Raw genomic sequence first — 25,762 nt, 5'->3', positions numbered from 1 at the left:
CTTTCTGCTACCTGTCCTTCCAGTAGCGGCGCTTGCCGTGGAAGTCGTACAGGCGCTCCTCGTACTCCCGGTTCACGGGCGCATCCGGGTCGTATTCCGGGCTATTGCGTACGTGCTCCTGGTACATATCCAGGAACACGGCCTCGTCTTGCCAGCCGACTCGGTCCGCCCACTCCGGCCAGACCAGTATATTCTTGCCGGACACCCAGGCCGCGGTTTCCACCACGAGATACCGGATTTGCCAGAGCTCGTCATCGATTATGATGTCGTCGATGCTGCCGATGTCGCCCTCGCGCGCCTTGGCGGCAAAGCCGATAGTCTTCATGGCGCTGTGAAGTTGGTACGTGGCGCCCGTCGGGAACGTCGTCGGCTCCGTGGCTACGATATCCTCCGTTGTAGCCATGGGGTCGCGCGCGGCTGAAGGAATACCGCCGCCGTGGCTGTAGTAGAGCGGCCAGTTGTAGTGCGTGTGAAGACTGCGCTCCATTTCAACGCTGACGGGCTTCTCAAAGTCGATGTTTGGGGCGCTGCGCACGAGGTCCCTGGTGAGGGCGGCATGGAATGTCTTCGTGTCCCAGTCCGGCTTGTCTATGGCAGTGGTTGCAAGCTGCACCTCGTCGTTGGAGAGCCATGATCCGGGCTCTGCGACCAGATACCTGATCTTCCAGGTCTCCGCCTCGAAGAGGAAGTCCTTCAGCTTCCCGATTTCATCGTCCGCGCCGATAATCTTGTAGTTCTTCAGGCTCTTCAGGCTGCGATACATTGCTCCTCCACCTCCCCATCTAGACTCTGTTGCGCTCTGCTTGTGGACCCGTCCCGAGGCGGGACGTCGCCTCCTCGCCGCCTTCAACTACGAGGCCTAACTCCCTGGCCTGCTTCAGGTACGTCACCGCTCTGGACCGGTCGATGATGTCCAGGAGGTGCCCTTCTTCGGCGACGATCACGTAAGGCACGTTCGTGCGGTCCATGTCGTCCACGATTCCGGCAAGGTCGTCTTCCGGCGAGGCAATCGGCATCGGCTCTGCCGTCAGTACGTCGGCCACGCAGCGGAATGGCCGCACTCGCGGCGGCACCTCCTTCACGGCGTCCATCGTCAGCAGCCCAGCGGGCGCTCCGCCATCTTCCACGGGCGCCACTCTGGCGCCCTCTGTGATGAGCCAGCGGGAGATGGCGTGGTCGAGTGGTAGCCACGGCGTGGGCCAGCGGCGGCCGGCGCGCACCATGTCGCTGGCCCTGACCTGCCGGAACATTTGCAGCGCTGCCATCTCCTGCCTGGCGCCCGCCGCGGCAGCGCTGATAAGCCAGCCGGTGGCTGCGATCCATACCCCGCCGAAAATGCTGTCCAGCCAGACGATGTAGTACACACCCAGCGCCATCAGGGCCCAGCCGCAGAGCTGTCCCAGCGCCGTGGCCACGTTTGTGGCCTTGACGAGGCTGCCCGTGGCCGCCCAGACGCCGGAACGCAGGACCCGGCCTCCATCCAGTGGAAAGCCCGGCAGCATGTTGAAGGCCGCCACTAGGGCATTAATCACAGCGAGCCTCAGGGCCACCGCGGCCCACACCGGGTTGCGCTCCGCGGTAAGGCCGAGGCCCTCGGCGTCGAGCGTCGAAACGCTCCAGAAGAGGACCGCAAGGACCATGCTGGTGGCCGGGCCGGCGGCGGCTATGAGCAGCTCGTCCGACGCTTTTCGCGCGTCTGCCCTGAGGTTGCTCACGCCGCCGAAAATGAAAAGCGTGATGCTGTCAACGGGCAGGCCCCGGCCAAGGGCCACAAATGGGTGGGCCAGCTCGTGCACAAGCACGGACGCAAACAGCAGGAGCGTCGTAACCGCTCCTGCTGCCCAGTACGTGACGGGGTTCCACTCCGGAAAGGTCGCAGGGTAAAGCGCCCCGGCCAGCGACCAGGTAATCACGAAAAACGCGCCGAGCCAGGTGATATGTACCCCGATCTCGATCCCGGCTATGCGGCCCAGCCTGACCGTTGGACGCATCGGCAAAACTCCTTCGGGTGCAGAGCACCCGGGAGGCCCCTAGTTGTTGGGAGGGGCCGTGCTTATCTCGCTGAGGGCCGAGGTCTCGTCCTCATCGATCGCGAGGTCGCCGAGCGAGAGGATGCCGACCAGCCTGCCGTTGTCCACCACAGGCAGGAGGCGGATCGCCTCATCGCCCATCAGGTCGATCGCATCGTCAATATCGGTCTCGGAAGAGACGGTCGTGAGGCTGTGGCTCGCGATCTCGCTCACAGTAGTGTTGAAATCCTTACCCTCCGCCACGACCCTGACGACGATGTCTCGGTCGGTCAGGATGCCGACCGTCTTGTCGTCCTGCATGACCACCACGTCGCCGATGTCCTCGTCGCGCATGAGCTGCGCCGCTTCAAGTACGGTAGCTTCGAACTGCACCGTAACAACGTCGGTCGTCATGATCTCGCCTACGGTCTGTGCCATGGTGCTCCTCCCCTCATCTTCTAAACTCCGCCAAGAGGCGAAGCCGGAGTACCCGACGACTCTGCACGAGCAGTTGGGCCAATTTCAACGTATACGATTGCGCGACTGCGGAAATCGCCGTTAAGAGTTAAGCATGGCCTAACAAGCGGATTATCTCCGCGTACCACGAAAGGCCATTGGGTAGCCGAACTTGCAAGTCCTCAGCCCAGGTAGACTTCCGCCGGTGACAGAAGCCCGTTTGAGCGCGCCGCGGTATCCAGAAGGCGCCTCACGTTTTCGTCCGGCACCTGGTGGAAGTCCTGGTACCAGTTGCCAATGGAGATGAACGGCTCCGGCGTGTGGAGGCAAACAACGTCATCGGCGTAGGCTTGCAGCTCGTCCACTGCGTCTGCTGTTCCTACTGGGACCGCAACAAAAACCCGGCGGGGCTGTTCCCGCCGGGCCACGTTTATCGCCACCTTCATTGTTGAGCCCGTTGCTAGGCCGTCGTCCACAATCACTACTGTTCTGCCCTTCAGGTCCGCCGGGGGAAGGTTGCGGCGGTAGTCCTGTTCGCGCCTCTCAATCTCTTCCATCTCATCCTGGGTCACCCTGTCTATGACGGACTCATCGAGGTCTAGCCGGCGGACAACAGGGTCATATATGACCCTCATACCTCCGAGCGCTACCGCGCCCATAGCGAGATCGTCGTTTCCGGGGACTCCAAGTTTGCGTACGAGAATTATGTCCAGTTGGCAGCCGAGCTCCCTCGCGACTTCGTAGGCAACCGGCACTCCCCCATTGGGTAGCCCGAGAACTATCACCTCTTCACGATTGGGAACTCCCATTTCCACCAGTCTGTCTCCAAGAACCCGGCCTGCCTCCTCACGGTCCCGAAAGAGTAGCGTCATGGGCGTTCTCCTGAGTCGGTTTGGTGCGCTCACAATATCGGTATGCCATCACCTATTCACCACCCGATTGGGGTAGAGATATCACCCCGAGGATTAGCAGAGTAGTACCTCTCGCGAGTTAATCAATTACGCCTAGGCGTCGCACCCTCGCTCTTACACGCTCGTCTTTGACATAATTCGCTACTAGAAATCGGCCGGTATATATATGTTGAAGCTGCTCACAATAAGGGACTTCGCCATCATCGGGAGCGCCGAGCTTGAGCCCGGCGAAGGGTTTACAGTGCTGACCGGGGAGACCGGCGCGGGCAAGTCGATTATTGTGGATGCCATTGGCCTGCTGCTTGGGGCGAAGGCCGACGGCGGTATGGTGAGGGCCGGCGCGGGGAAAGCGCGGCTCGAAGCGGTCATCAGCGTTGGGGGTGACATTCGCCCTGCGGTGGAGGCCGCGGTTGGTGACATGGGGTTCGGGGACGTGGAAGAAGAGATCATCGTCTCGCGTGAAATCTCAGCCGACGGGCGGAGCGTCTCCCGCCTTAACGGTCGGATAACCCCATTGGCTACCCTGAAAAGGCTGGGCGAGCGCCGCGTGGACATCCACGGGCAGGGACAGCACCTGTCCCTCATGCGCGTGGCCGAGCACATCGACATCCTTGACCGCTACGCAGGGCTGTGGGAACTTCGTTCGGCCGTGGCGCGGAAATTCTCCGAGCTTCTGGCGGTCCGCAAGAAGATAGCCGACATGGACATGAGCTCCAGGGAAGTTGCGCGGCGCGTCGGCCTGCTTGAATACCAGCTCGGCGAAATACAGGGGGCGAAGCTCTCACCCGGCGAAGATGAGAGGCTGGCGCAGGAGCATGCAATCGTCAGCAACGCGCGCCGGCTAATCTCACTTTCAGGGGAAGCGCATGCGCTGCTCGGAAATTCCGGGGCAGCCGTTGTTGAGTCACTGCGCAAGGCCGCCAGGCTGCTGGGACAGATTGAGGAGATCGACCCCTCCGTGAGGCCTCTGCGCGAGAGCGCGGAGTCGCTCATGTTCCAGGCGGAGGACCTTGCCCGCTCCGTACGGTCGTACAGGGATGGGACCGAGTACAACCCGGCGCGGCTGAGCGAGATCGAGGAGCGGTTAGACCTGATCAACAACCTGAAACGGAAATACGGCGATACCGTTGAGGACGTGATCACATTCGCGCAGAAGGCTTCAGAAGAGCTGGCGTCCCTTGAGGGGCGCGAGCAAAGGACCGGGGAGCTCAGGGGGCGTGAGAGCGTTTTGCTCTCGGAAGCAATAGCCATCGCAGAGAACCTTTCAGGCCGGCGTGCAGCAGGTGCGCAGCGCCTCGGCAGCGTCGTGCAGGCCGAGCTTGCCGCGCTTGAGATGGCCGGCGCCAGGGTGGAAATCCAGGTAGAGCGCTTCGGCGGGCTCTCTTCAACGGGGATAGACAAGGTAGAGTTCCTTATATCCGCCAACCCGGGTGAGCCCGTCCAGCCGGTAGCCAGGATCGCCTCAGGCGGAGAGACCTCCAGGCTCATGCTGGCCTTCAGGGTCAGCATCGCCGAAGCGGACCGCATGTCTTCGCTCGTGTTTGACGAGATTGACGCCGGCATAGGCGGGGCCGCGGGCTTCGCAGTCGGGAAGAAGCTATGGGAGCTCTCTCGGCGGCGCCAGGTGGTCTGTGTGACCCACCTGCCTCAGATTGCGGCTTTCGCGGACAACCACGTGATGGTGGCGAAATACCAGGAGGCCGGCAGGACGGTCTTTGGGGCGGACCGCGTGACCGGCGCGGAACGCGTGAAAGAGATAAGCCGGATGATCGGCTACACAGGTCAGGCCACACGGGACAGCGCAAAGGAAATGCTGGCCCTGGCGGCGGAATGGAAGCGGGGGCCACGCCCGTTGACACCCGGTAATGCCGGTGCTACGTTGCTACAAAATCGGCAGGAGGCCTGCATGGCGACAAAGACGATTGCAACAGCGAAGACTCCGATTACGGTCATAAGCCACCGCTACATCAAGGACGACGTTAACAGCTACGGCGATGCGGCGCTCGACGTCGCGAAGGAAATCGACGCGAGCCTGATCCTCACCAGCTTCACCGGCACCTCCGGCGAGGAAAAGGAGCGCTGGAACTGGCGGCTGCTGCCCGCGTTTGTGGAAAATGCGCACAAGCGCGGCCTGATGGTGAGCTTCTACATGAAGTTCACCAACATCAACTGGAAGACGATGTGGTACGAGCGTCCGGAGTCCAGAGAGTGGATCATGACCTACGCCAACGGCAAGCCCGCGCTCTACAGCGGAGCTCCGGACAGGTATATGGGCTGCCTCAATAACCCCGGCTGGCTGGAATACCGGAACGAGATGATCAGGAAGGCGCTGGAGTACAAGCCGGACGCGCTCTTCTACGATAACTGCTTTATTCCACGCGAGCTAAAGGGCTCCAAGGAGGAGGGCGCGTCCAGCGGCTGGGCGTGCTACTGCAAGGTCTGCGCCGTGAAGTTCCGCGAGTACGCGAAGCAGGCGATCGGCTGGGAGTGCGAGCTACCGGTTACGCCGGACTGGGACGACCCCATTTGGCAGGCATTCATCAACTTCCGCGACAAGTACTTCACTGACGCAATGGACATTCTCGTCAAGTACGCCCATTCGCAGAAGCCGGACCTGCTCGTCTACCCCAACGTCGCGCCGCCCTGGGCCGGCGGCGGCGGCGCAAAGGGCTCGGCCACAAACATGATCGCGGACAAGGTGGACCTGCTTCTCCTGGAGCGCAGCGGCGCCCCAAGGATGGAGGCCACACCCTCCGGCGGCACGCCGCGCGCTATCCACGCCGTGACCGACTGGAAGTACGGCTCTCGACTCAAGGACACGCCGACCTGGTACAGGATGAACAAGCCAGGCTCGTACACGCCGGACCAGATGCGCGTCGGACTGGCAGAGGCATCGGCGTTCAACGGCGCGACGCACCACATCATGGCAGCCGGGCTGTCGCGCGAGAAAGAAAAGTCTGCTGCCATACGCCAGCACTACCAGTTCCTCCAGCAGCACCCGCAGTACTTCGCCGAGGTCAAGCCGGTTGCGGACGTGGCGATGCACATCTCCATGCCCACAATCAACTGGTACCTGCCGGACCACGCCGCGATGTCCCTTAGCGGCGGCAAGGAGAAGGCTGAGCTTCCGATGAACGTGCAGGGCTTCTCTCAGGCGCTGGTAGAGATGCACCTGCCGTACAACGTGGTGCTGGACGAGGACCTTGTAAGAGGCGACCACGGCTACCGGGTTGTGGTGCTGCCGAATTCGGCCTGTATGAGCGACGAGCAGGCGGCGGCAGTCACGAAGTACGTCGAGAACGGCGGCAGTATCGTCGCCACGAACGTGACTTCGCTCTACGACGAGAAGTACAGGGCCAGGCAGGACTTCGCCTTGGCGAAGGTCTTCGGCGTGCACTATGGCCAAAAGGCGGACGCCGTTGTGAAGCACGAGTACGGGAAGGGCCGCGCTGCCTTTATCACCGGCCCCGCCGATGAGGACTTCTGGAAGACAGGCCTGCCGCAGGTGGTGGCCAAGTTCCAGGAGGCAATGGACTACGCCCTCAGAGGCGACTGGCAGCTGAAGGTCGACGCACCTCACACGACAATCATCAATGTCACGGAAACGGCGGGCAACGGCGCTACCCTGCTCCACCTGATCAATTTCGAGATCCATCAAAATGAAAACCAGATGTCCTACCAGAACGAGTACATGCCGAACCTCGCGCTCGGCTTCGTTCGCCGGGTGGAGGGCATCACCGCTACGGTGCGGAAGCCGAAGGGCAAGTCGCTCAAGTCCATCAACATCCTCACGACGGACCCGGACCAGGTCTCGATCGCAGACCTGAAGGAAGACGCGAAGACGATCAGCTTCACCGTCCCTGTGCTGCGCATATGGGACCTGGTCGTCATGGAGTGGAAGTGACCGTCTCCCCGACCGGCTGACCAGGAAACAGGGCGGCCCAAATTGCCCGCCCTGTTCTTTTCACGTTGGAGACGCCTGTTCGGGATGGCCCGTCAAAACAGGCTGGTTCTGAGTGCTCGCCGGGACGCCGCCCGACAGCAGGAGCGCGCGCCCGACCGTGCCGGCGGCCCGTTCCAGCGATGCGACGTTTTGCTGCGTGTACGGCCCACCATTTGCCCGCGCACCCAGGGTGAGCGATCCGACAAAGGCGCCGTTTGCCTTTTTCGGGACCGTCAGTACAGGGGTGTGAGAAGTCCCGAATTCGCACGCCGTCGCCATCGCCGTCCCGTTAAGTAAATGAACGGCAGCGGACTGCGCGCCGAACGCCTTGACTGCCTCGTCCATAAAGCGCTTCGTTACAGCGCCGCGATCGTGGACATGCAATACGGCCTGCAGCGCCTTCTCGTACTTGTTCAGCATTTTGTCGGGCTCGCTCGGCTCCTTGAAGCGGCGGTCCACCATCCCCTGAAGACTGTTCCGAAGCGGTGTGAATAGCGCGGTCACAACAAGCGTTGCGAATGCTACCGCAGCGTCAGATGTCATCCCGGTCAAGTTCGAGAAGACCGCCTTGGCGACTCCGATTCCCGCGATGTATACCCCTGCCAGAATCGCCGTCAGCGGCACATACACCATCGTCCGGTTGATCACCATGTCGATGTCGTACAGCCGGTAGCGAAGGATAGCCATTGCAGTCGCGGCATACATGCCCGTCGCGGCCAGAATCGTTAGTGCGGGCACGATTGGAGGGATGTCAGCATCATCGGCGCCCGTAGCTCCGATAGTTACGGCTGCCACGACTGCCACCAGCACAATGAACCCGGCAAACGTGAACCACTTCATCTGCTGGCGCTCAATCCCCTTTGCGCGGCGAAACCGCACCACGGTGGAAGCCGCACTCGCCAGCATTGTTGCCGAGATAAGTCCGAAACCCAGGTAGAACGCGCCAGTCAGAAAGGGGTTGTCCTCCACGCCATAGGGATTCTGAATGGTTGAGAGATTCTCGAGCGGCCCTGGGGCAAAGTGGACTCCCACAATGGTGATAAGTGCTGCAATCGGCGACACGAACAGCAGCACCGCCCATCTCCTGGAGAGAGGGCTCCCGGTCGGGAACAACAACACCAGGTTATTCACTACGATTCCAACGAGGAACAGCCACACCCAGCCCTGCACACCGGCGCTAAGCTCCTGGAACGGCATGGCGCCCGGAGCGACCAGATTGGAGTAGAAGGCATACTCTTCAATGAGGAACTGTAGCCCGCAAAGCACCGCCGCAGTGCAAAAAAGCCAGCCGAGGACGTTATCGGGCTTCCTGGTGGCCATGACGTATCCCAACCCGATGCACCAGAGACCGTTCCATGCGGGATGTCCGCGTATCCCCCAGTAGCCTTCCACGGGGACGAAATCGCCTTTGAACAGGAAATACATTCCTCCGGCGATCAGGAGAAATGTGGAGACAGCGCAGGCTGTCGCAATGGTGCTGGCGGGCTTAACGCCAATTCGCATACTGCTTCTCCGAGGGATTTCACGTTAGTTGACGGCATGCAGAATCCTAACGCCCGGAGCGCTGCATGTCTACAATCGCATTGAAGCGTAGCTATCGGACGCGTATACTTGAGGCGACCCAAATGTGATTCGCTCAGGAGTCATCCATGCCCGATGTGTCTCTTCCGAAGCTTGACGGCGCACCCTACTTCAATTACTCGATGCGCCAGTTTCTTATCGAAGGCTCGCATAACATTATTCCATCCAGGCCCGTGGACGTAGGCAACCGCCGCCAGCTCCTGATGGACAGGCATGTCGTGGACAGCACATGGAACATGTTCCGCGTCGTCCACCAGCCGAAGAAGCATCCGAATAACCCTCTCATCCCCAGCGAGCCTACTGACAAAGAAAACCGCTATCGCGTACCGGCGATGTGGGGCTCCGTCTGGCAGGACGCCCCGGGGGACAAGCTGCGAATGGTCGCGATGACGATCGACACCTACCTCCCGGTCTGGGACAGCAATGTCCAGACTTACTGGGAGTCCACGGACGGCGTGAAGTGGTATGCGCCATCACTGGGCATCGTGGAGTGGAAGGGGTCGAAGGACAACAGCGTCATCCAGCCCACAAACAACCTCTCATACGGCAGCGGCGGGAGCGTCATTCCGCTTCCTGAGCGAATGCGGCACAAGGGTCGCTACGCAATGGTCTATTCCGCCTCCCGGCAGAAGTTCAACCCCGGCATGAAGCACGGAATGGCGGACGACCTGGCATGGAGCGAAGACGGCATTCACTGGACCCCTGATCCAGCCAGCCCCGTCTTTGCCGGTCGCAACGACACTTTCGTGAACGTCGTCCATAACGAGGACCGCGACGTTTTCATGATGTACCGCCGCGCCACGGTCAACGCACACGAGTCGCGGAAATTCGCGTACTCGGAGAGTAGAGACCTGGTGTCATGGACGCAGCCTGAGGTCATCCTGGACATGGACGAGATGGACCCGCCCGCCCTGTACGACTTCGTCGTCAGCAAGTACGGCGGCTTGTATTTGGGCATGTTTTGCTCATTCTACGCGGCCAACGCAGGGTACAAGAACGGCAGCCGCCTGTGGCGCCACGGCCACGTGGAAAAGAACCTTCAAATCGATGTCCAGCTCGCCTGGAGCCGAGACGGCAAGACGTGGGATCGGCACCCCAGAAGGCCCATATTCATCGTGAACGGGCCGTGGGCGAAAGAGTCGGCCTACGACAGGGGCATGATCATCGGCTGCCAGGGCATGATAGAGATGGGCGAAGAGGTCTACATTTACTACAGCGGCAGCTCGCTGCTCCACACAACGATGCCCGGCACATACGGCAACTTCTGCCTGGCGACGATACGTAAGGATGGCTTCGTTTCCCTTGGCACTCTGGGAGAGTCGGAGCACCCCGGCTACATGCTGACGAAGCCGCTGCTGTGCCCCGGCGGGAAGCTTCGCATAAACGCCAAGACTGCGCCGGGCGGCCGCATTCTTGTGGCCGTGCGCGATGGGAACGGCGTTCAGGACGGCAACTGGTTCGAGGGGTGGAACTTCGAGGACATGAAGCCGTTTGCCGGGGACAACACATCACACGTGTTCGAGTGGAACGGGCACGCAAACTTCGACGCTTTCAAGGGCAAGTCCGTCCGGCTGCACTTCTGGATGGAGAACGCGGAGATGTACAGCTTCTGGTTTGAGTAATTGTGATCCTGAGCGGCATCGAAGGATGACAAAGGTGGTGACGGGTCTCTACGCCCTTCCTGCCGACCCGAACATCCGGATCTTACCGGCCACTACCTCCTGCATAGCCTCCACCGCGCCCTTCATGAGCTTCAAAAGGTCCGGCGATTCCTTGCCCCCCACGCTGTTGCGGAGAGACGCCACGTACGCCTCCCGGACCTCCGTGTTCACGTTGAACTTCCGCGCTCTCAGCTTGATCGAACGCGCGATCATCCCCTCCGGCAGCCCGGAAGCTCCGTGAAGCACCAGCGGCACTGGCGTGGCCGCGCGAATTGCGCCAAGCCGGTCAAAGTCCAGGCTGGGCTCGCCTCGATATTTGCCGTGCACGTTGCCGATGCAGACAGCCAGCGCGTCGATTCCTGTGTCGATAACGAACCGGGCGGCTTGCGCCGGGTCGGTCAGCTTCGAGAGGTTCTCTGGCGTTGTCATGTCGTCCTCCGTGCCGGTAAGGCGACCGAGCTCCGCCTCCACTGACCCGCCGCGTGCGTGGACCAGGGCGGCCATCTCTTTCGTGAACGCCACGTTCGCGGCGTACTCAAGGTGGGACCCGTCCGCCATCACCGACGGCATCCCCGCCTCCAGCGCCGAACCGATATCGGCGGCCGAAGAGCTGTGGTCGAGGTGGACGGACATCGGCACGCGGGCGTTCTGTGCTGCGGCGACGCACATCGCCACGAGCGCCTTGCCGCCGTGGGCGAGCGACGATGGGTGCACTTGCAGCATCGCGGGGCTGCGCTCCGCCTCCGCGGCGGCGACAACGGCGAGCACGCCCTCAAGGTTGTACACGTTGAACGCGCCGACGGCGTACCCGGCCGCGTCTGCGGCACGAAGCAGTTTGTGGGTTGGGGTTAGCATAGTCTTTCTGCCTGGGAAGAGATGTCGCTGCAGCGTAGCCTGGACTTCATGCCAGCGCCCTTACGACGCGCGTGAGGGCATCCGGACCGCCGACGTTGCCGGGGAAGACCACGTAGGCCAGACCGGGGTACCGGCTTTCGGGGCCGAGCCGCCACACAGGGACGCCGGGGAGCACCTGGCCGGGCGCGACAGCACGGCGGACGCCCAGCGCGCGCGTGGCTATGTCGCTTGACGTGATTCCGCCCTTGGCGATGATATATCGAGGTCGCCCTTCAATGCGCTCTACCATCTGTACCAGGCCGTCGGAGACGAGCCTGCTCAGCGCCAGGCTCTCGTCCGCGGAGTTGCCCAGGACCACCTCGCGCTTCGTGTAGATGACAACGTCGCCGTGTGCAAGCGCGGCGGCCGCCGCCGCAGCGCCCCGCCGCACCTCGCGCTATGATTTTGCGCCCGTCAGCAGGGCCGGCACGTCGACCTCCACGGCCTTTGTTGCCGAATTCGCCAGCAGGTGATTCAGCTGCGCCGTCGTCTTCGGTACGTGCGAACCGACGATCACCAGTGCGCCGCCGCCGCCGGCTATGCCCAGTTCCGATTTGGTGAGCAGCGCCCTGCCTTCCTGGCCTAGCCGAGCCCGCACGAAGGACGCGGCAGTGCGGGATATGAACCGGCCGCCTGCGCCCTTAGCCTTGAGCAGGCCGAGCGTCACAACTTCAAGGTCGCGCATCGAAGCCGCGTTTACGACGCACACCGCGCCCGGCGCGAGCCCGCCCGCGATTGCCGCCACCATGTCAGGGCCACTCCTCCGAATATCGTTGTGGGTGATCGCTACCACCTCACCTGCCGGCACCCGCCCGCCGGTCTTCTCCTGCACCCAAACTGCCAGGTTGGAGGACTCGTACCCGAAGGTTGCATCCCTGGCAAAATCGGTCTGCCCGGCCGGGGTAAGAACATCGCTGTCGGCCACATAGTGGACGTTGCCTATGGTGTAACGCCCGCCCTCGAGGAAGAACGGGATGAGCACCCTCGGCGCAGAGTCCTGGCCGGTCGCGGCCGCAATTGCGTCTGTCTCCGCCGGGAAGTGGCCGCGGAGGGTGGAGTCGCCGCGGCTCACGACCGTGACGCGCTTTCCTGTGCGCCGCCAGGCCTCTGCGAGGTTTCGCCCTATTTCGGCCGTCACGTCACACGCCTCGGCTTCGTGCATTGCCCTCGTGTTGGAGAGGACGTAGAACGCCGGCAGGCTGTTCGAAAGCTCGCTCGCGAGGGTCCCTGTATCCCATGACGCGAGCACGGGCACGTCGTGGACCGTCTGGGTGCCGGTCGGGTCGTCGTCCAGAACAACGAGCTTTTCGCGCCTAGTATCGTTAATTGAGCGGATTGCCGGTAGCGGGCTTTCCGGCCATTCCGGCGGGAGGTCGCCCAGGGTCTGTTGAAGCGAGAGCTTCGGGAGCGTCAAATCGTCACCATGGCAAGGCGGCCGCGACGCCCGGATCGTTGACCCATGATACATCAGCCCGCGTGCGACCTTCTACCGCCGGCCCATTGACCGGATTCCCATCGTTTCTATACTCTTTGAAGCAATCGAAGCATCAGCGCGGAAGAGCTTCGACGGAGGTGAGCACATGGCGAAGAAGGTCGGAATGGTCCACACGGTTGCGGGCGTTGTCCCGATGTTCAAGGAGCTCGCAGCCGAGCTTATGCCGGACACCGAGGTGATCCACCTCGTGGACGAGGGGCTGCTCAAGGACGTCATCGCCACCGGCGAGCTGACGCCGGAAAGGGCGGCGCGACTGGGCAAGCTGGCCTCGTTCGCTGAGGAGTCCGGCGCCGAGGCGGTGATGCTGACCTGCTCGTCCGTATCTCCCATGGTCGCGAAGGCGAGCGAGATGCTGCACGTCCCATTCCTGAAGGTGGACGAGGCGATGGCTGACGAGGCGGTCCGCCTTGGGCGGCACGTTGGAGTGATTGCCACGTTGTACACCACCCTCAAGCCCACATCGGACCTGGTCCAGGAGAGGGCGCGCCTGCAGGGTAAGCCGGTCGTTGTGGACACGCTACTGTGCAAAGGCGCGTTCGAGGCGCTCGGCAAGGGCGATATGGCCACGCATGACCGCATAGTTAAAGAACACCTCAAGGAGCTTATGGAGCGGGTGGACGTAATTGTGCTGGCGCAGGCGTCGATGGCCCGGGTGGCCGGGCAGCTTGCGCCTGAGGAGAAGAAGGTGCCAATCTGCTCCAGCCCACGCCTTGGCGTCCAGCGCCTGAAGGAGACCGTTGCTAAGCTGAAGTAGCCAGGGCGTAATCGACAGACTGTATTCATTATGCCCCGATGTTGGTATCATCGGATATGCCGCTTTTCATGCGGCACCCATGCCATACCCACCCCATGTCCGAGGTGCCAACGAGCAACATGAGCGTTCCATACCGTAGCAGGGGGGCCGTCGGCGCGCAGAGCACATTCATCGCCCGGCAGGTCCTCCTCCCCGTCCAGCAGTTCATTTACACCGCGGGTCGTTATTCTGCAGTATTAATGGTCGCCACCGTGGCGGCGCTTGCCTGGGCGAACTCCCCGTGGAAAGACACGTACTTCCACTTCTGGGAAACGAAGGTCACCGTCGACCTGGTCGTGATCACGGTCTCAGAGTCCATTCACCACTGGGTGAATGACGCGCTCATGACCATTTTCTTCTTCCTCGTTGGTCTTGAAGTCAAGCATGAGCTAGTCGCCGGCAAGCTGGCGAACCCCAAAAGCGCGGCGTTGCCCGCAATCGCCGCTCTTGGAGGGATGGTCGTGCCGGCGGGCATCTACATGGCGCTCAACGGCGGCAGCGCGGCGTTCAGCGGCTGGGGCATACCGATGGCGACGGACATTGCGTTCGCGCTGGGGGTGTTGACACTTCTCGGTAACCGCATACCCTCCGAGCTGCGGGTAATACTCCTGGCCCTGGCGATCGTGGACGACATTGGGGCGATTCTCGTAATCGCTGTCTTCTATACCGAGGGCCTGTCACTCGCGGCGCTCGGCGTGGCGGGTGTAGTCCTCGCGATCATCGTGGCCATGAACCGGCTCGGCTTCCGGGCCATACCGGGCTACGTGCTAGTCGGTGCAGTCTTCTGGCTGGCCGTGTTTGCCACCGGCGTGCATGCGACGATTGCGGGCGTGATCCTTGGCGTCCTCACCCCTGCCCGGCCCTACCTTTCCACAGAGCTGTTTACTCGGCGGATGGAGAGCCTGATGGCCAAGTTCAAGGGCGCCGCAGCCCGGGACGACCACCAGGATATGGAGGACGCGCTTGGCGCAATCGAGGAGACTACCGTTAGCACGGAAGCGCCCGTAGAGAGGCTTGAGCGCAGCCTTGCGCCGTGGTCAAACTATCTCATCCTCCCGATATTTGCTCTTGGGAACGCGGGCATAGTGCTGAGCAGCGACGCCCTGGATGCGGCTCTCACCAGCTCGGCGACCTTTGGGGTGGTGCTTGGGTTGGTGATTGGTAAGCCGGTAGGTATCTTCCTGTTCTCGTTCCTGGCCGTAAAGCTGAGAATCGGGTCGCTGCCGACGAGTGTTACCTGGAGCCAGATGCTCGGGATGGGAATGATTGCCGGAATAGGCTTCACGGTGGCCCTGTTTATCAATGGACTGGCTTTCACTGACCAGGCTCTGGTGGACGAGTCCAAGATGGGCATCCTGGCGGCCTCGCTAATCGCCGGTGTCATCGGATACGCCTTCCTGATGTTTACGACGCGCGGGCGCCGGTACGAAGAGCATGTCGTTACCGGGCACTAGGGAAATACAAGAGGGGCGGCCGCATGGCCGCCCCTCTTGTATTTCCGGGCCGAAGAGGCTACTTCGCCTTCGCTCTGGCCTTCGCTGTGGGAGCGCCGGCCTCCTTGAGCAGCGCGCGGAGCTCCGCGATCAGCTCGGGCGTCGGGCGGGCTGACGGCGGGCGCGGCGGGCCGGCCTTCAGGCCAACCTCTTCCATCGCCGCCTTGATGAAGGGGCCCTCGCCACCGGTGTACTCCACCACCTTGCCAACCCACTTCGACCACTTCCACTTGAACATCGCCAGCGTGGCGTTCAGGCCGTCGTAATCCTTCGCCTCCATCTGCCGCCATAGCTTGAGCGGGTACTGCGGCCAGAAGGCGCTGAGGTGCGTCACGAACGCGCGCGAGCCGTACATGTGCGCCAGCACTTGGTATCCGGCGTTGTCGATGACGGCGATCCTGTCCTTCATCGCCAGGATGCCGTCGCGGTACTCGCCCATGCCGCGGTGGGACCACTTCACTGCCCCGGTCGTCGGCAACGCTATGAGTTTGTCCAGGAGGTCCTGGCTCATTGTGAAGCCGCTCCACCAGGTGTGGTAGATCATGAGCGGCACATCGGAATTGTCGGTCACGAGCTTGAAGAGGTTGTAAACGTCGTGGTCCGTGGACTCGTAATAATACGTCGGACCCAGTTGGACGGCGGTCACGCCGGCCTTTGAGGCGTGCTGGGCCATCTCGATGATCGCGCGGTAGTCGGTGTGCTGGATGGTGCTGAGAACGGGCACTTTCCCTGCCGCGGCCTCCACGGACGCGGTCATGACGGCCTTGCGCTCCTCCACGCTCATCGTGGGGAACTCGCCGCCGGCCGCGCCGACCAGCAGAGCGCCGTCGCCGGTCACAACGCCGCCGTTGATCATGAACTTGATGTTCTCTTTGGCCGTGGCAAGGTCGAGGGAGAAGTCCTCTTTGAAAGGAGTGGGCACAGCGACCATCGGCCCTCTGAGCAGGCCGCGCAGGTTCTTCTTGTCCAAACGAAATCCTCCTGGTGACTCTATGTTATGGCGGTTATGAGCCGACGTATTATAACATGCGATGTCGGCGTGTTCGCGTTTGCCGCAGTTGCAGACTACACGAGAAAGCAATCGAACACATTTTACATTGTCGTCATCTCACGGGCGTCCGCCGCCCCTACGCCCGTTCTCTGCCTACGATTATGACCGCTGTTAACAAGGAAGGGCGCACTGCTGTGCGCCCCCACATAAACCATTACATCTTGCGGGTGCGGGTCTAGCCCTTGCCGACGTTTAGCTCCACAAGCTTGCCGGTGACGAGGTAGATCACGCGCTCGGCGATGTTCGTCGCGCGGTCCGCCGTGCGCTCGAGGTCGTGCGCTACCCACAGCAGGTACGTTGCGCGCTGGATGGTCTTGGGGTCCTGGATCATGAAGGTGAGCAGCTCCCGGTATACCTGGTCGTAGAGCGCGTCCACCTCGTCGTCGTCGTTGCAGACCACCTTGGCGGCGACGACGTCCCGGTTGACGAGCGCGTCCAGCGCCCGGCGGAGCATCTTCGTAGCCTTGTCCGCCATGCGGGGAATGTCTATGAGCGGCTTGAGTGGCGCCTGGTCGCCCATGAGCAGGCTGATCTTGGCGATGCCCTCTGCATAGTCGCCCATGCGCTCAAGCTCCACCGCGATGTGCAAGGTGGCGATTACAGTGCGCAGGTCCTGCGCGAAGGGCTGCTGCTTGGCGATAAGGTCGATGCACTTCTCCTCGATTTCGTACCGCATCTTGTCGATGACGTCGTCCTGCTGCACCACCTGGCGGGACAGCTCAAGGTCGCGCCTCTTCAGGGAGTCGACGGAGTTGATGACGGCCTTCTCGACCATACTGCCGAGCGCGAGAAGCTCGTCCTGAAGGATCCTGAGGCTGCGGTCGAAATCGAGTCTGGGCATCTGATTACCTTTCCGTCGCTAGCTGAAACGCCCGGTTATGTACGCTTCCGTCTTTTCGTCCCTGGGGTTCGTGAAGATCTGACCGGTGTCCCCGTGTTCGACCAGGTATCCTGCCCGGTCCTCGCCTACCATCAGAAAGGCCGTCTCGTCAGAAACACGCGCCGCCTGCTGCATGTTGTGCGTAACGATGAGTATAGTAACATCCCGCACCAGGTCGCGAATCAACTCCTCAATCGCGAGTGTGGCGATGGGGTCGAGCGCAGAGGCTGGTTCGTCCATGAGTATCACCTCCGGCTCCACCGCCAGGGCCCTGGCGATGCACAGGCGCTGCTGCTGTCCGCCGGAGAGGGCGTACGCGCTCTTGTTCAGCCGGTCCTTCACCTCGTTCCACAGGGCGGCGCGGCGAAGCGACCGCTCAACCGCCTCCTTGTGGTCTCCCTTGTAGCCGTTGATCTTGAGGCCGAACGCGACGTTGTCGAAGATCGACTTAGGAAACGGGTTCGGCTTCTGGAAGACCATGCCGATGCGAGAGCGAATCTCCACCGGGTCGACGGTGGGGCCGTAAAGATCGTTTCCGTCGAACAGGATATTGCCTTCTACTCTCGTGTGCGGGATGAGGTCGTTCATCCGGTTGAAGCAGCGGAGAAACGTGCTCTTGCCGCAGCCGGATGGGCCTATCAGCGCCGTGACCTTGTTGCGCTTCACCTCCAGGCTGATGTTTTTCAGCGCCTTGAAGGTGCCGTAGTAAAAGTTCAGGTTATCTGCCTTGAACCTGGCGGACGGCTTTTCGCTAGTCATGGGACCTCTTCTGGAAGCGGTTGCGAAGGTATATGGCAATTCCGTTCATCGAAAGCAGGATGACGAGGAGGACGACGATGCCCGCTGCCGCGAGGCTGCGGAAGTCTTCCTGCGGCCGGGAGATCCAGTTGAAGATCTGGATCGGCAGGACGGTGAACCTGTCCATGGGGCTGGAAGGGACGAAGGTGAGGTATACGAGCGCGCTGATGGCTATCATGGGTGCGGACTCGCCGATGGCGCGCGACATGCCCAGGATGATGCCGGTAAGAATGCCCGGAAAGGCCGCCGGCAGCGTCACGCTCTTGTCCACCTGCCAGTGCGTCGCGCCAAGCGCGTATGCCGCCTCCCGGTATGTGCGCGGAACGGCGCGTATCGCCTCGCGGGATGCGAGGATGATGATCGGCAGTATAAGCAGCGTCATCGTGAGCGCCCCGGCGAGCACGCTGCGGCCGAGCGCGAGCCACTGGACAAAGAGGGCGAGGCCGAGCAGGCCGTAGATGATCGATGGCACCCCTGCCAGGTTGGATATGTTGACCTCAATCAGGCGGGTCAGCCAGTTCTTGGGCGCGTACTCCTCAAGGTATATCGCCGCGCCGATACCGATGGGGATGCTGAACCCCGCTGTGATACTCATTACCCACACTGTGCCCATAAGGGCGGACCGCAGGCCGGCCTGGGACGGGAAGCGCGATGGGTAATTGAATATCAGTCCCGGTGTCAGCCAGTCCCATCCCTGGATGAGCACCTGGGCGAGGAGCGTCACCAGGCCGAAGATCCCTGCGATAAAGGTTAGGATGAAGACGACGTAGGCGCCCTTCCCCATCGACTTCCTGAAAGGGAGCCGCCTGCTGAATACTTCTTGGGGTGCAGGGGTAGTTGCCTGGCTCATGCTAGTACCTGTTTCCCCAGCGGCGCACAATGTACGCGCCCATGAAGTTCATGCCGAGCGTCATTACGAACAGCAAAAGACCGACCGCGAAGATGGTGTTGTATTCCAGCGACCCGTGCGGCGTCTCACCCAGGCTGAGCTGCACTATGTATGCCGTCATTGTCTGAACGCTCTCCAGCGGGTTGGCGGTGAGCTTCGGAGTTGCGCCGGCGGCGATGGTCACCAGCATCGTCTCGCCGATAGCGCGGGACGCGCCGAGGATGAAGGATGCGATGATGCCGGAAAGCGCCGCGGGGAAGACGACGCGCAGAGAGACCTCCAGCCGGGTCGACCCCAGGGCAAACGCCCCTTCGCGGAGTGAGCGCGGCACGGCGAGCATAGCGTCCTCGCTCAGCGACGATATCATCGGGATGATCATTAGCCCCATCACCACGCCGGCGCTAAGGGCGTTGAACACGAGCATATCCGGGAAGACCTTCTGCAGCAGAGGGGTGACGAACGTAAGCGCGAAGAAGCCGTAGACTACAGTAGGCACGCCGGCGAGAACCTCGAGCACGGGCTTGAGAATGCGCCGCACGCGGTCTGCCGCGAACTCGGACATGTAGATAGCGATTGCCGTCCCCATGGGGACGGCGACAATGCCGGCGATGGCTGAGACGAGCAGCGTCCCGGCCACGAGGGGAAGCACGCCGTAGGACCGGGGCTGCAGGATGGGCGTCCACCGGGTGCCGGTCAGGAACTCCCACAAAGAGACTTCACCGAAAAAGCCAACGGCCTGCGAAAGCAGGCTGATAACGATGCCGACGGTCACGAAGATGGATAGGATTGCACAGCCGAAGAAGAGCCACTTGAAGGCGAGCCCTTCAAGGTAGATGCGCCGCCTGCGCGCCGGCGACTGCACCCCGATGGTCCGCGCCGGCGGCATGGCCCTCACATCCCTTCTTCTTGCGAGTCCTCGGTCCAATCTCTATCTCCGTTGGAGGTTTCGAACAGGCCGGGGCGGCGACGGTTCTTGCCCGTCGCCGCCCAATTCATTTATACAAGCGTTTTCCGGCTTGGGAAGCTGTTCACGATTGCTATTTCACCGCGTCGATGCCCTGCTGGTACTTGGCGTCGCTCAGCGGGATGTACCCAACCTCGGAAGAAAGGTCAGCGCCGTTTCGCATGTAGAACTCCACGAATGCCTTGACTTCGGCCTTGGCCAGCGCGGCCTTGCTCACATATATGTAAAGAGGCCTCGAAAGAGGGCTGTAGGTACCGTTCGCTATAGTGTCGGTGGTGGGGGTCACGCAGCCCTTGCCGCTATCGATAGACACCAGCTTGAGCTTGCCAGCGTTCTCTTCGAAGTACGCATAACCGAAGTACCCGAGGGCGTTCCTGTCGCCGGAGATGCCCTGCACGAGCGTGTTGTCGTCCTCGGATGCCGTGTAGTCGGCCCTGCTGGCCTGCACGGCGCCGTTTATGACTTCGGTGAAGTAGTCGAATGTGCCGGAGTCTGTGCCCGGGCCATAGAGGTTGAGGGGCCTGTCAGGGAACCCGGCCCGAACCTCCTTCCAGTTCTTGATAGTGGAAGTGGGCTCCCAGATCTTCTTGAGCTCTGCCTTGGTGAGGCAGTCAACCCAGTCGTTCTGCGGGTTTACGATCACAGACAGTCCGTCGATTGCGATTTCAAGCTCGACGAACTCAATACCGTTCTTCTTCGCCTCGTCCGCCTCGGACTGCTTGATCGGCCTGGAAGCGTCGGAGATGGCCGTCTCGCCGGCGGCGAATCGCTTGAAGCCGCCTCCTGTGCCGGACACGCCCACGTTCACCTGGACGTTGCGCTGCTCCCTTCGGAACTCCTCCGCAACCGCCTCGGTGATCGGGAACACGGTGCTGGAGCCGTCGATCTCGATCGTGCCACGGAGGGAGTGGGCAGCGGGCGCGCCCGAGCGCGGGGTTGTCCCGGAAATTGGCTGCGTTGCAGAGGGCGCTGGGGTTGGGTCTGTGCCGCTCGAGCAGGCAACCGCGCCGAGGGCTGTTGCCGCCAGGGCCGCTACTCCGAGGACTCTGAGAAACCTGTTAAGTCTATTGATCACTTTTCGTTCTCTCCTGTTGAACTCCAAGTTTAGTTGACTCACATTAACGCTCTGTTAAAGCCTCGTTAACATTCCGTTAACACCAGGCTACCACGGGCTTTCGAAGCTCCTGGGCCGCCTGCGGGGAGGGCTCGTCTCCTCTGATCTCAGGCTATACCCCCTTTGTTAATGGACCTTTAACGGACAGTTAAGGGGCGATTAGCACTTGATGAACAAACGGCATCGTCGTTGCACCTATCAACAAACCTGTGCATCCGATATGATTGAGGCGATTTTCCACAAGCTCGCCAAGTGCAGGAGGTTCTATGTTCTCCCTCTCCGGCCGGAACGCAATTGTCGTTGGCACCAAGCGCATTGGAAGCCTCGTCGCCCACAGGATGGCGCAGGAAGGGATAAACCTGGCCATCGTGTACCGCTCCTCTCGCGACGAGGCAGAGGAGCTGCGGGCCTCTGTTGCGAAGCTCACAGCCAAAGCATGCGTCGTCCAGGGCGACCTTACCATTGAAGAGGACGCCAAACGGCTGGTGGCAAGGACAATCAAGGAGCTTGGGAGCATCTCGTTCGTTGTGAACCTCGCCTCGGACTTCCCGAGAACGCCTTTCGACGCCCTTGACGGCGAGGCGTGGGACAGGGGGATGGCGACTGCGAAGGGCACCTACCTGCTGGCGGTCAACGCGGCGCGCGCGATGATGCAGAACGCGCCGCCCACGCGCGGCCACATGCTTTTCTTCGGCGACTGGGCGGCCGGCGAGACGCCGTACCGGGACTATCTGCCATACCTTACCGGCAAGGCCGCGGTGCATTCCCTCACGAAGACGTTCGCTGCCGAGCTCGCGGAGCGAGGAATTCTCGTGAACGCAATCGCCCCCGGCCCAATGATGCGCCCTGACTCCATGTCGGAGGAGGAGTGGGCACGGCATCTCGCCGCCCGGACGCCGCTCAAGAGAGAATCATCACCGGACGAGATTGCGGAGCTTGTGATTGCGCTTCTCAAGAGCGAGACGATCACGGGCGAAATCATCAGGGTAGACGCAGGCCGGCATATCCTGGGGACGGGAACGATCGGCTAGACCATAGGAGACAGATGCCGCTGCACGGCGCGACAAAGACAATCGATTTCTGCTACGGCCACCGCCTGATCGGCCACAAGGGCAAGTGCCGCTACCTGCACGGCCACAACGGCCGCCTGGAGGTGGACGTGGAGCGTGACGCGCTGGACGAAATGGGCATGGTGATGGACTTTGGGGACATCCGGGACATCGTGAAAGGCTGGGTGGACGCGAACCTGGACCACAAGATGATCCTCTGCCGCCGCGACCGGGTGATCCCCGCGCTGGCGGAGCTAGGTGAGCCGCTCTATCTGATCGACGAGAACCCCACGGCGGAGAACATTGCTAGGCTGGTCTACGAACAGGCAGCGTCGCAAGGGCTTCGCCTCACCGAGGTGCGCCTCTGGGAGACGCCGTCCAGTTACGCCACGTATCGTGCCTGAACGCCGCTTTCTTCACCGTCCCGCTGGCGCGAGAAACGAAATGGCAGTGAACAACAAGACCATGGAAAAGTACGAAAAGCTTATTGAAAGGTCCGGGAGGGTCGAAAAGCTCGCCCCATTGCTCAGGGAGGTGCTCACCATACTGGGAGAAGACCCTGAGCGCGAAGGGCTGGACCGGACGCCCGAGCGCTGGGCGGAGGCGCTCCTGACGTATACCGAAGGGAACAACGGCGACCCCGAAGAGCACCTGAACGTCATCTTCCAGCTCGATGAGCACGACTACCCCGTCGGCTCAGACGATATGATCATCGTCAACGACATCGAGTTCACGTCCACCTGCGAGCACCACATCGCGCCGTTCCGGGGCGTGGCGCGCATAGCCTATATTCCCAACCCGGAGAGCAAGATCATTACGGGCTTGTCGAAGCTCTCGAGGGTCGTCACGCTCTTTTCGCGGCGGCTCCAGATCCAGGAGCGAATGACGCAGCAGATCGCCAACGCTATCGACCACCACCTCCAGCCGCTGGGCGTGATCGTGGTGCTGCAGGCGGTCCACTACTGCATGATTCAGCGCGGCGTGGAGCAGCGCGCCAGCAGCACGGTCACCACTGGCCGTCGGGGCATCTTCATCGACAAGCCGCAGCTTGAGGTGAAGTTCCTGGAATACCTGCGCCTGCGGACCAGCAACCACACCACCTGATCCGCCGTCCATTGACGCCCCGCGGGCGGGGACCGGATCTAAATGCGAGGTCTGTCGAGCCTAACAGCCGGGCCGGCACGGTGGCCTACCCCCGCGTCAGGAGAGGAACGAAGGCACAACAGCCGTTGCCCTCACTCCACGTCCGGGTCCAGCATCGCCCAGTGCTTCGCCGGACTGCCCAGGTCAGGGATGTACATGAGCCTGCCCCCTGCGACGGCCGACTGGTGTGCCACCAGCCCCGGCACGAGGTACCGGGCCGAGTCCCAGACGTTGTTTGGCGGCAGCCTGTTCGCGGCCACGGCCTTCACGAAATCGTCCACGAGGAACTGGTGCGAGCCTGCGTGGCCGTTCGGAAGCCCCTTGAGCTCCTTCGGCAGCCTGCCCGTCTTGTGGACCTTCGCAGTGTTCATGTGGAACTCCTTCCACACCTCCGGGTTCACGTCAGCCGCCGGCTTGCCGCCGTGCGACTCGGACGCGCGGAGGAGGTTCGTGAGGTCCTCGGTCTGCTTTGGGTCAACCGTCACCCACGCCTGCGCGTTGGCCTGCTCCTCGTAGCACCCCTTCGTCCCGAAGATGCTCGTCTGCACGGACGACATTCCCTTCCACCCTACCCTGCGGAACTCGTTGATCCGCAGCATGCCTCCATCGGACGTGCGCATGAGGGCCGACTCGTTGCTGAAGATATTGTCCCAGTGGTTAGCGCCCCTCCGGAAGATGGCGTCTTCGTGGTTGTCCACGTAACCCATGCAGGAGACCTGGGTGGCCCGGGCGCCGGTGACGGAGAGCACCATGCTGGAGCTGTGGGTGGGATAGTGCATGGGAGGAATACCGGCGACCTTCTTCCAGTCCGCGCCGCCGGAGCGCATGAACGACTGGTAGAAGTGCGACATATCGTGCAGGTACTGCCCCTCGCCATACACGAACGCGCCGAAGTCACCCTTGCGGAAGCGGTCGCGGCAGTAGACCGCGGCGGGGTAGTAGTAGCTCGTCTCACCGGTCATGTACACCAGGCGCGTCTGTTCGACCGCCTGGACGATGGCCCGGACCTCCTCCAGGGTCTGCCCCATCGGCACGGCGCTGTAGACGTGCTTGCCGGCCCTGAGCGCCTGCACCGCCTGCGGGCCGTGGAGCTGGCGCTGCGTGAAGAGCGCGATAGCATCAAGGTCGCTTCGGCACAGATCGTCGAGCGAGGAGAGCGGTCGTTTGATTCCGAACTTCTCGGCAGTAGCGCTGGCGCGGTCAGGCAGGATGTCGGCGACCAGGACTTCGGAGACGCGTGGATGCGCCTTGAACAGTGGGATGAACTGCTGTGCGAACGCGCCGGCGCCACAAACGCCGATTCGTATTGCCATTGCCGCCTCCGCAGGGTGAAGTTGCGGAGATTATACGGCAGGGCAGCATTGTGTGCCGGGGCGGCCTACGGCTTCCGGAGAATCTTTTCCATGGGCCTGCCCCTGGCCAGCTCGTCGATAATCTTGTCCAGGTAACGGATCTCCCGCATCGTGGGCTCCTGGATTTCCTCAAGCCGAACGCCGCAGATCACGCCCTTGATCATGGACCTGGACTCGTTGAGCAGGGGCGCTTCTGCGTAGAAAGACTCGAGGTCCGACTTCTTTGCAATCTGGGACTCGATCTGTCCCTGGGTGTAGCCCGTCAGCCAGCGAATAACCTCATCCACTTCCGCCTTCGTCCGTCCCTTCTTCTCGGCCTTTGCGATGTACAGAGGGTACACGCTGGCGAAGGTGTACGAGTAGACTCTGGGTCTTGTTGAATTGTCGGTCGAATTCTTCATACCAGCCATGCCATGATAGAGTTGTTGAGTGAGCCGGGCCGTAGGGCCGATTCATCGGCCTCAGCTCGCCCGGCCTACTTCACAAGATTGTAGAGCTCCATCTCGGTCTCCTGGGGAGGCGTGGCAAACCCACCCTTGATCCTAGCCGTCATCCGGGGCAAGAGAACCTTCTCGCGGAAGCTCTCCCAGCTGGCCTTCGATTCGTGGACCGCCATAATCGTCCAGCCGCCCGCCGATGGGCCGGCCGCATGAAAGATCTGACCTTCCGGGAGGCGTCCGCCGGCCGGGTGGACAGCGTTGATTACCGCGTCGTACTGCGCCTTTGTACCGCCGGGGAAATGGTGCACAATGCCGTATGCCATTGGTCCAGGCTGCTGCGAGAGGGGATAATGGCTAGTATAGCCGCATGTGTGGGTGTCGGGAAGACTTGACGAGGCAGAAAAAGACGGTGAGTGGTGGGAAGAGTTTCGAGGTGCGGAGTGGTGGGCCAACCTGGACTCGAACCAGGGACCTCAGTCTTATCAGGACTGCGCTCTAACCAGCTGAGCTATTGGCCCATGAGGTGAAACGAAAACGAGGGTCGACAGTTGAACAACGAAAGAATTATATCTGCGGGCGACCGGCAGTGTCAATCAACCTGGCCCCGTTCCCTGCATTATGTAGCCACTCTGTCAAGGGGCAGTGAATCTGTCAGTGTTTAGGGTGCAGTGATTTTGTCAGTACGGTTCGTCTCCATGGGTGGTCTGCAGCCGGCTTATGGGCGGTGGACTTAGCCGGATAGGGACTGAGTCCTCTCGCCCGAGGTTTCGGTTGAATTCCGGTGGGAGACTCCTGCGCTTCGGGTTTTGGCTGCTCACCGAGTGAAGATTGGGGATGAGAAAGGTC

At 61.8% G+C, this 25,762-nt stretch carries 24 protein-coding genes and 1 tRNA gene; 7 read left to right on the top strand and 18 right to left on the bottom strand.

Annotation, left to right across the window (positions count from 1 at the left end; translation table 11 throughout):
• Positions 1-7: 7 nt before the first annotated feature.
• The 4 genes from FJ319_03945 to FJ319_03930 all read right to left on the bottom strand — a co-directional run bounded on the left by FJ319_03945 (position 8) and on the right by FJ319_03930 (position 3,337).
• Entirely contained in the window at positions 8-763 is a 756-nt protein-coding gene (locus tag FJ319_03945; protein ID MBM3933445.1) for a PRC-barrel domain containing protein, read from the bottom strand.
• A gap of 19 nt (positions 764-782) precedes the next feature.
• On the bottom strand, positions 783-1,991 hold the full coding sequence (locus tag FJ319_03940; GenBank protein MBM3933444.1) for a hypothetical protein: 1,209 nt from the start codon (positions 1,989-1,991) through the stop codon (positions 783-785).
• 39 nt (positions 1,992-2,030) lie between these two features.
• Positions 2,031-2,447, bottom strand: coding sequence for a CBS domain-containing protein (locus FJ319_03935; protein MBM3933443.1), 417 nt, complete (start codon positions 2,445-2,447; stop codon positions 2,031-2,033).
• A 200-nt stretch (positions 2,448-2,647) separates the two neighbouring features.
• Complete coding sequence (locus tag FJ319_03930; GenBank protein MBM3933442.1) at positions 2,648-3,337, bottom strand: phosphoribosyltransferase; 690 nt, start codon at positions 3,335-3,337, stop codon at positions 2,648-2,650.
• A gap of 205 nt (positions 3,338-3,542) precedes the next feature.
• Here FJ319_03930 and recN point away from each other — a divergent pair, with 205 nt between their 5' ends.
• The gene (recN, locus tag FJ319_03925) at positions 3,543-7,280 is read left to right on the top strand and encodes a DNA repair protein RecN (protein ID MBM3933441.1); all 3,738 of its coding nucleotides are present in this window, start codon (positions 3,543-3,545) and stop codon (positions 7,278-7,280) included.
• Positions 7,281-7,340: 60 nt separating this feature from the next.
• Here the strand turns inward: recN and FJ319_03920 are convergent, their stop codons facing one another.
• Positions 7,341-8,822 carry a hypothetical protein gene (locus FJ319_03920; protein MBM3933440.1) on the bottom strand — a complete coding sequence of 494 codons (1,482 nt, stop codon included), beginning with the start codon at positions 8,820-8,822 and terminating at the stop codon, positions 7,341-7,343.
• Positions 8,823-8,968: 146 nt separating this feature from the next.
• On the opposite strand from FJ319_03920, the gene FJ319_03915 reads away from it, so the two are divergent.
• Positions 8,969-10,522, top strand: a complete 1,554-nt coding sequence (locus FJ319_03915) for a hypothetical protein (GenBank protein MBM3933439.1) — start codon at positions 8,969-8,971, stop codon at positions 10,520-10,522.
• Between the two features lie 48 nt (positions 10,523-10,570).
• On the opposite strand, the gene FJ319_03910 is transcribed toward FJ319_03915, so the two are convergent.
• From FJ319_03910 to FJ319_03900, 3 genes are read right to left on the bottom strand one after another with little or no spacing between them, the layout of a single operon-like run.
• Entirely contained in the window at positions 10,571-11,416 is an 846-nt protein-coding gene (locus FJ319_03910; protein ID MBM3933438.1) for a class II fructose-bisphosphate aldolase, read from the bottom strand.
• A gap of 46 nt (positions 11,417-11,462) precedes the next feature.
• Entirely contained in the window at positions 11,463-11,846 is a 384-nt protein-coding gene (locus tag FJ319_03905; GenBank protein ID MBM3933437.1) for a hypothetical protein, read from the bottom strand.
• 6 nt (positions 11,847-11,852) lie between these two features.
• Positions 11,853-12,923 carry a hypothetical protein gene (locus tag FJ319_03900; protein ID MBM3933436.1) on the bottom strand — a complete coding sequence of 357 codons (1,071 nt, stop codon included), beginning with the start codon at positions 12,921-12,923 and terminating at the stop codon, positions 11,853-11,855.
• Between the two features lie 112 nt (positions 12,924-13,035).
• Between FJ319_03900 and FJ319_03895 the strand changes: the two genes are divergently transcribed.
• Complete coding sequence (locus FJ319_03895; protein ID MBM3933435.1) at positions 13,036-13,704, top strand: aspartate/glutamate racemase family protein; 669 nt, start codon at positions 13,036-13,038, stop codon at positions 13,702-13,704.
• 38 nt (positions 13,705-13,742) lie between these two features.
• Complete coding sequence (nhaA, locus tag FJ319_03890; protein MBM3933434.1) at positions 13,743-15,197, top strand: Na+/H+ antiporter NhaA; 1,455 nt, start codon at positions 13,743-13,745, stop codon at positions 15,195-15,197.
• 58 nt (positions 15,198-15,255) lie between these two features.
• On the opposite strand, the gene FJ319_03885 is transcribed toward nhaA, so the two are convergent.
• The 6 genes from FJ319_03885 to FJ319_03860 form a co-directional block, all read right to left on the bottom strand.
• Positions 15,256-16,206, bottom strand: a complete 951-nt coding sequence (locus tag FJ319_03885; GenBank protein ID MBM3933433.1) for a dihydrodipicolinate synthase family protein — start codon at positions 16,204-16,206, stop codon at positions 15,256-15,258.
• 256 nt (positions 16,207-16,462) lie between these two features.
• A complete protein-coding gene (gene phoU / locus FJ319_03880) occupies positions 16,463-17,128 on the bottom strand; it encodes a phosphate signaling complex protein PhoU (protein MBM3933432.1) in 666 nt (221 codons plus the stop codon).
• Between the two features lie 18 nt (positions 17,129-17,146).
• Positions 17,147-17,926: a phosphate ABC transporter ATP-binding protein gene (gene pstB, locus FJ319_03875; protein ID MBM3933431.1), complete on the bottom strand. Its 780-nt coding sequence runs from the start codon at positions 17,924-17,926 to the stop codon at positions 17,147-17,149.
• On the bottom strand, positions 17,919-18,815 hold the full coding sequence (gene pstA, locus FJ319_03870; GenBank protein MBM3933430.1) for a phosphate ABC transporter permease PstA: 897 nt from the start codon (positions 18,813-18,815) through the stop codon (positions 17,919-17,921). The genes pstB and pstA overlap by 8 nt, the downstream gene beginning before the upstream one ends.
• 1 nt (position 18,816) lies before the next feature.
• Positions 18,817-19,740 carry a phosphate ABC transporter permease subunit PstC gene (pstC, locus tag FJ319_03865; protein MBM3933429.1) on the bottom strand — a complete coding sequence of 308 codons (924 nt, stop codon included), beginning with the start codon at positions 19,738-19,740 and terminating at the stop codon, positions 18,817-18,819.
• A gap of 151 nt (positions 19,741-19,891) precedes the next feature.
• Positions 19,892-20,890 (bottom strand): PstS family phosphate ABC transporter substrate-binding protein, encoded by a 999-nt coding sequence (locus FJ319_03860; protein ID MBM3933428.1) that lies wholly within the window; start codon positions 20,888-20,890, stop codon positions 19,892-19,894.
• A 308-nt stretch (positions 20,891-21,198) separates the two neighbouring features.
• Between FJ319_03860 and FJ319_03855 the strand changes: the two genes are divergently transcribed.
• The 3 genes from FJ319_03855 to folE are packed head-to-tail and all read left to right on the top strand — an operon-like array spanning position 21,199 to position 23,085.
• A complete protein-coding gene (locus tag FJ319_03855) occupies positions 21,199-21,963 on the top strand; it encodes an SDR family oxidoreductase (protein MBM3933427.1) in 765 nt (254 codons plus the stop codon).
• A gap of 20 nt (positions 21,964-21,983) precedes the next feature.
• On the top strand, positions 21,984-22,385 hold the full coding sequence (locus tag FJ319_03850; protein MBM3933426.1) for a 6-carboxytetrahydropterin synthase: 402 nt from the start codon (positions 21,984-21,986) through the stop codon (positions 22,383-22,385).
• A gap of 40 nt (positions 22,386-22,425) precedes the next feature.
• On the top strand, positions 22,426-23,085 hold the full coding sequence (gene folE / locus FJ319_03845) for a GTP cyclohydrolase I FolE (protein MBM3933425.1): 660 nt from the start codon (positions 22,426-22,428) through the stop codon (positions 23,083-23,085).
• A 131-nt stretch (positions 23,086-23,216) separates the two neighbouring features.
• On the opposite strand, the gene FJ319_03840 is transcribed toward folE, so the two are convergent.
• The 4 genes from FJ319_03840 to FJ319_03825 all read right to left on the bottom strand — a co-directional run bounded on the left by FJ319_03840 (position 23,217) and on the right by FJ319_03825 (position 25,434).
• Entirely contained in the window at positions 23,217-24,437 is a 1,221-nt protein-coding gene (locus FJ319_03840; protein MBM3933424.1) for a Gfo/Idh/MocA family oxidoreductase, read from the bottom strand.
• 65 nt (positions 24,438-24,502) lie between these two features.
• Positions 24,503-24,877 carry a DUF2200 domain-containing protein gene (locus FJ319_03835; protein MBM3933423.1) on the bottom strand — a complete coding sequence of 125 codons (375 nt, stop codon included), beginning with the start codon at positions 24,875-24,877 and terminating at the stop codon, positions 24,503-24,505.
• 74 nt (positions 24,878-24,951) lie between these two features.
• Positions 24,952-25,239 (bottom strand): hypothetical protein, encoded by a 288-nt coding sequence (locus FJ319_03830; GenBank protein ID MBM3933422.1) that lies wholly within the window; start codon positions 25,237-25,239, stop codon positions 24,952-24,954.
• A gap of 118 nt (positions 25,240-25,357) precedes the next feature.
• Positions 25,358-25,434, bottom strand: a tRNA-Ile gene (locus FJ319_03825).
• Positions 25,435-25,762: the final 328 nt, after the last annotated feature.

The sequence above is a fragment of the SAR202 cluster bacterium genome (genome assembly GCA_016872355.1).
In the GTDB taxonomy this organism is placed as follows: Bacteria; Chloroflexota; Dehalococcoidia; order Lucifugimonadales; family VGZY01; genus VGZY01.
Note: the sequence above shows the minus strand (reverse complement) of the source record. Positions and strands in the feature narration are given on the sequence as shown.

What these genes read in the sequence shown, in the direction of transcription:
- FJ319_03945 (MBM3933445.1), bottom strand. Translation starts at nt 763, where the DNA reads ATGTATCGCAGCCTGAAGAGCCTGAAGAACTACAAGATTATCGGCGCG.
- FJ319_03940 (MBM3933444.1), bottom strand. Translation starts at nt 1,991, where the DNA reads ATGCGTCCAACGGTCAGGCTGGGCCGCATAGCCGGGATCGAGATCGGG.
- FJ319_03935 (MBM3933443.1), bottom strand. Translation starts at nt 2,447, where the DNA reads ATGGCACAGACCGTAGGCGAGATCATGACGACCGACGTTGTTACGGTG.
- FJ319_03930 (MBM3933442.1), bottom strand. Translation starts at nt 3,337, where the DNA reads ATGACGCTACTCTTTCGGGACCGTGAGGAGGCAGGCCGGGTTCTTGGA.
- recN (MBM3933441.1), top strand. Translation starts at nt 3,543, where the DNA reads ATGTTGAAGCTGCTCACAATAAGGGACTTCGCCATCATCGGGAGCGCC.
- FJ319_03920 (MBM3933440.1), bottom strand. Translation starts at nt 8,822, where the DNA reads ATGCGAATTGGCGTTAAGCCCGCCAGCACCATTGCGACAGCCTGCGCT.
- FJ319_03915 (MBM3933439.1), top strand. Translation starts at nt 8,969, where the DNA reads ATGCCCGATGTGTCTCTTCCGAAGCTTGACGGCGCACCCTACTTCAAT.
- FJ319_03910 (MBM3933438.1), bottom strand. Translation starts at nt 11,416, where the DNA reads ATGCTAACCCCAACCCACAAACTGCTTCGTGCCGCAGACGCGGCCGGG.
- FJ319_03900 (MBM3933436.1), bottom strand. Translation starts at nt 12,923, where the DNA reads ATGTATCATGGGTCAACGATCCGGGCGTCGCGGCCGCCTTGCCATGGT.
- FJ319_03895 (MBM3933435.1), top strand. Translation starts at nt 13,036, where the DNA reads ATGGCGAAGAAGGTCGGAATGGTCCACACGGTTGCGGGCGTTGTCCCG.
- nhaA (MBM3933434.1), top strand. Translation starts at nt 13,743, where the DNA reads ATGTTGGTATCATCGGATATGCCGCTTTTCATGCGGCACCCATGCCAT.
- phoU (MBM3933432.1), bottom strand. Translation starts at nt 17,128, where the DNA reads ATGCCCAGACTCGATTTCGACCGCAGCCTCAGGATCCTTCAGGACGAG.
- pstB (MBM3933431.1), bottom strand. Translation starts at nt 17,926, where the DNA reads ATGACTAGCGAAAAGCCGTCCGCCAGGTTCAAGGCAGATAACCTGAAC.
- pstA (MBM3933430.1), bottom strand. Translation starts at nt 18,815, where the DNA reads ATGAGCCAGGCAACTACCCCTGCACCCCAAGAAGTATTCAGCAGGCGG.
- pstC (MBM3933429.1), bottom strand. Translation starts at nt 19,740, where the DNA reads ATGCCGCCGGCGCGGACCATCGGGGTGCAGTCGCCGGCGCGCAGGCGG.
- FJ319_03855 (MBM3933427.1), top strand. Translation starts at nt 21,199, where the DNA reads ATGTTCTCCCTCTCCGGCCGGAACGCAATTGTCGTTGGCACCAAGCGC.
- folE (MBM3933425.1), top strand. Translation starts at nt 22,426, where the DNA reads ATGGCAGTGAACAACAAGACCATGGAAAAGTACGAAAAGCTTATTGAA.
- FJ319_03840 (MBM3933424.1), bottom strand. Translation starts at nt 24,437, where the DNA reads ATGGCAATACGAATCGGCGTTTGTGGCGCCGGCGCGTTCGCACAGCAG.
- FJ319_03835 (MBM3933423.1), bottom strand. Translation starts at nt 24,877, where the DNA reads ATGAAGAATTCGACCGACAATTCAACAAGACCCAGAGTCTACTCGTAC.
- FJ319_03830 (MBM3933422.1), bottom strand. Translation starts at nt 25,239, where the DNA reads ATGGCATACGGCATTGTGCACCATTTCCCCGGCGGTACAAAGGCGCAG.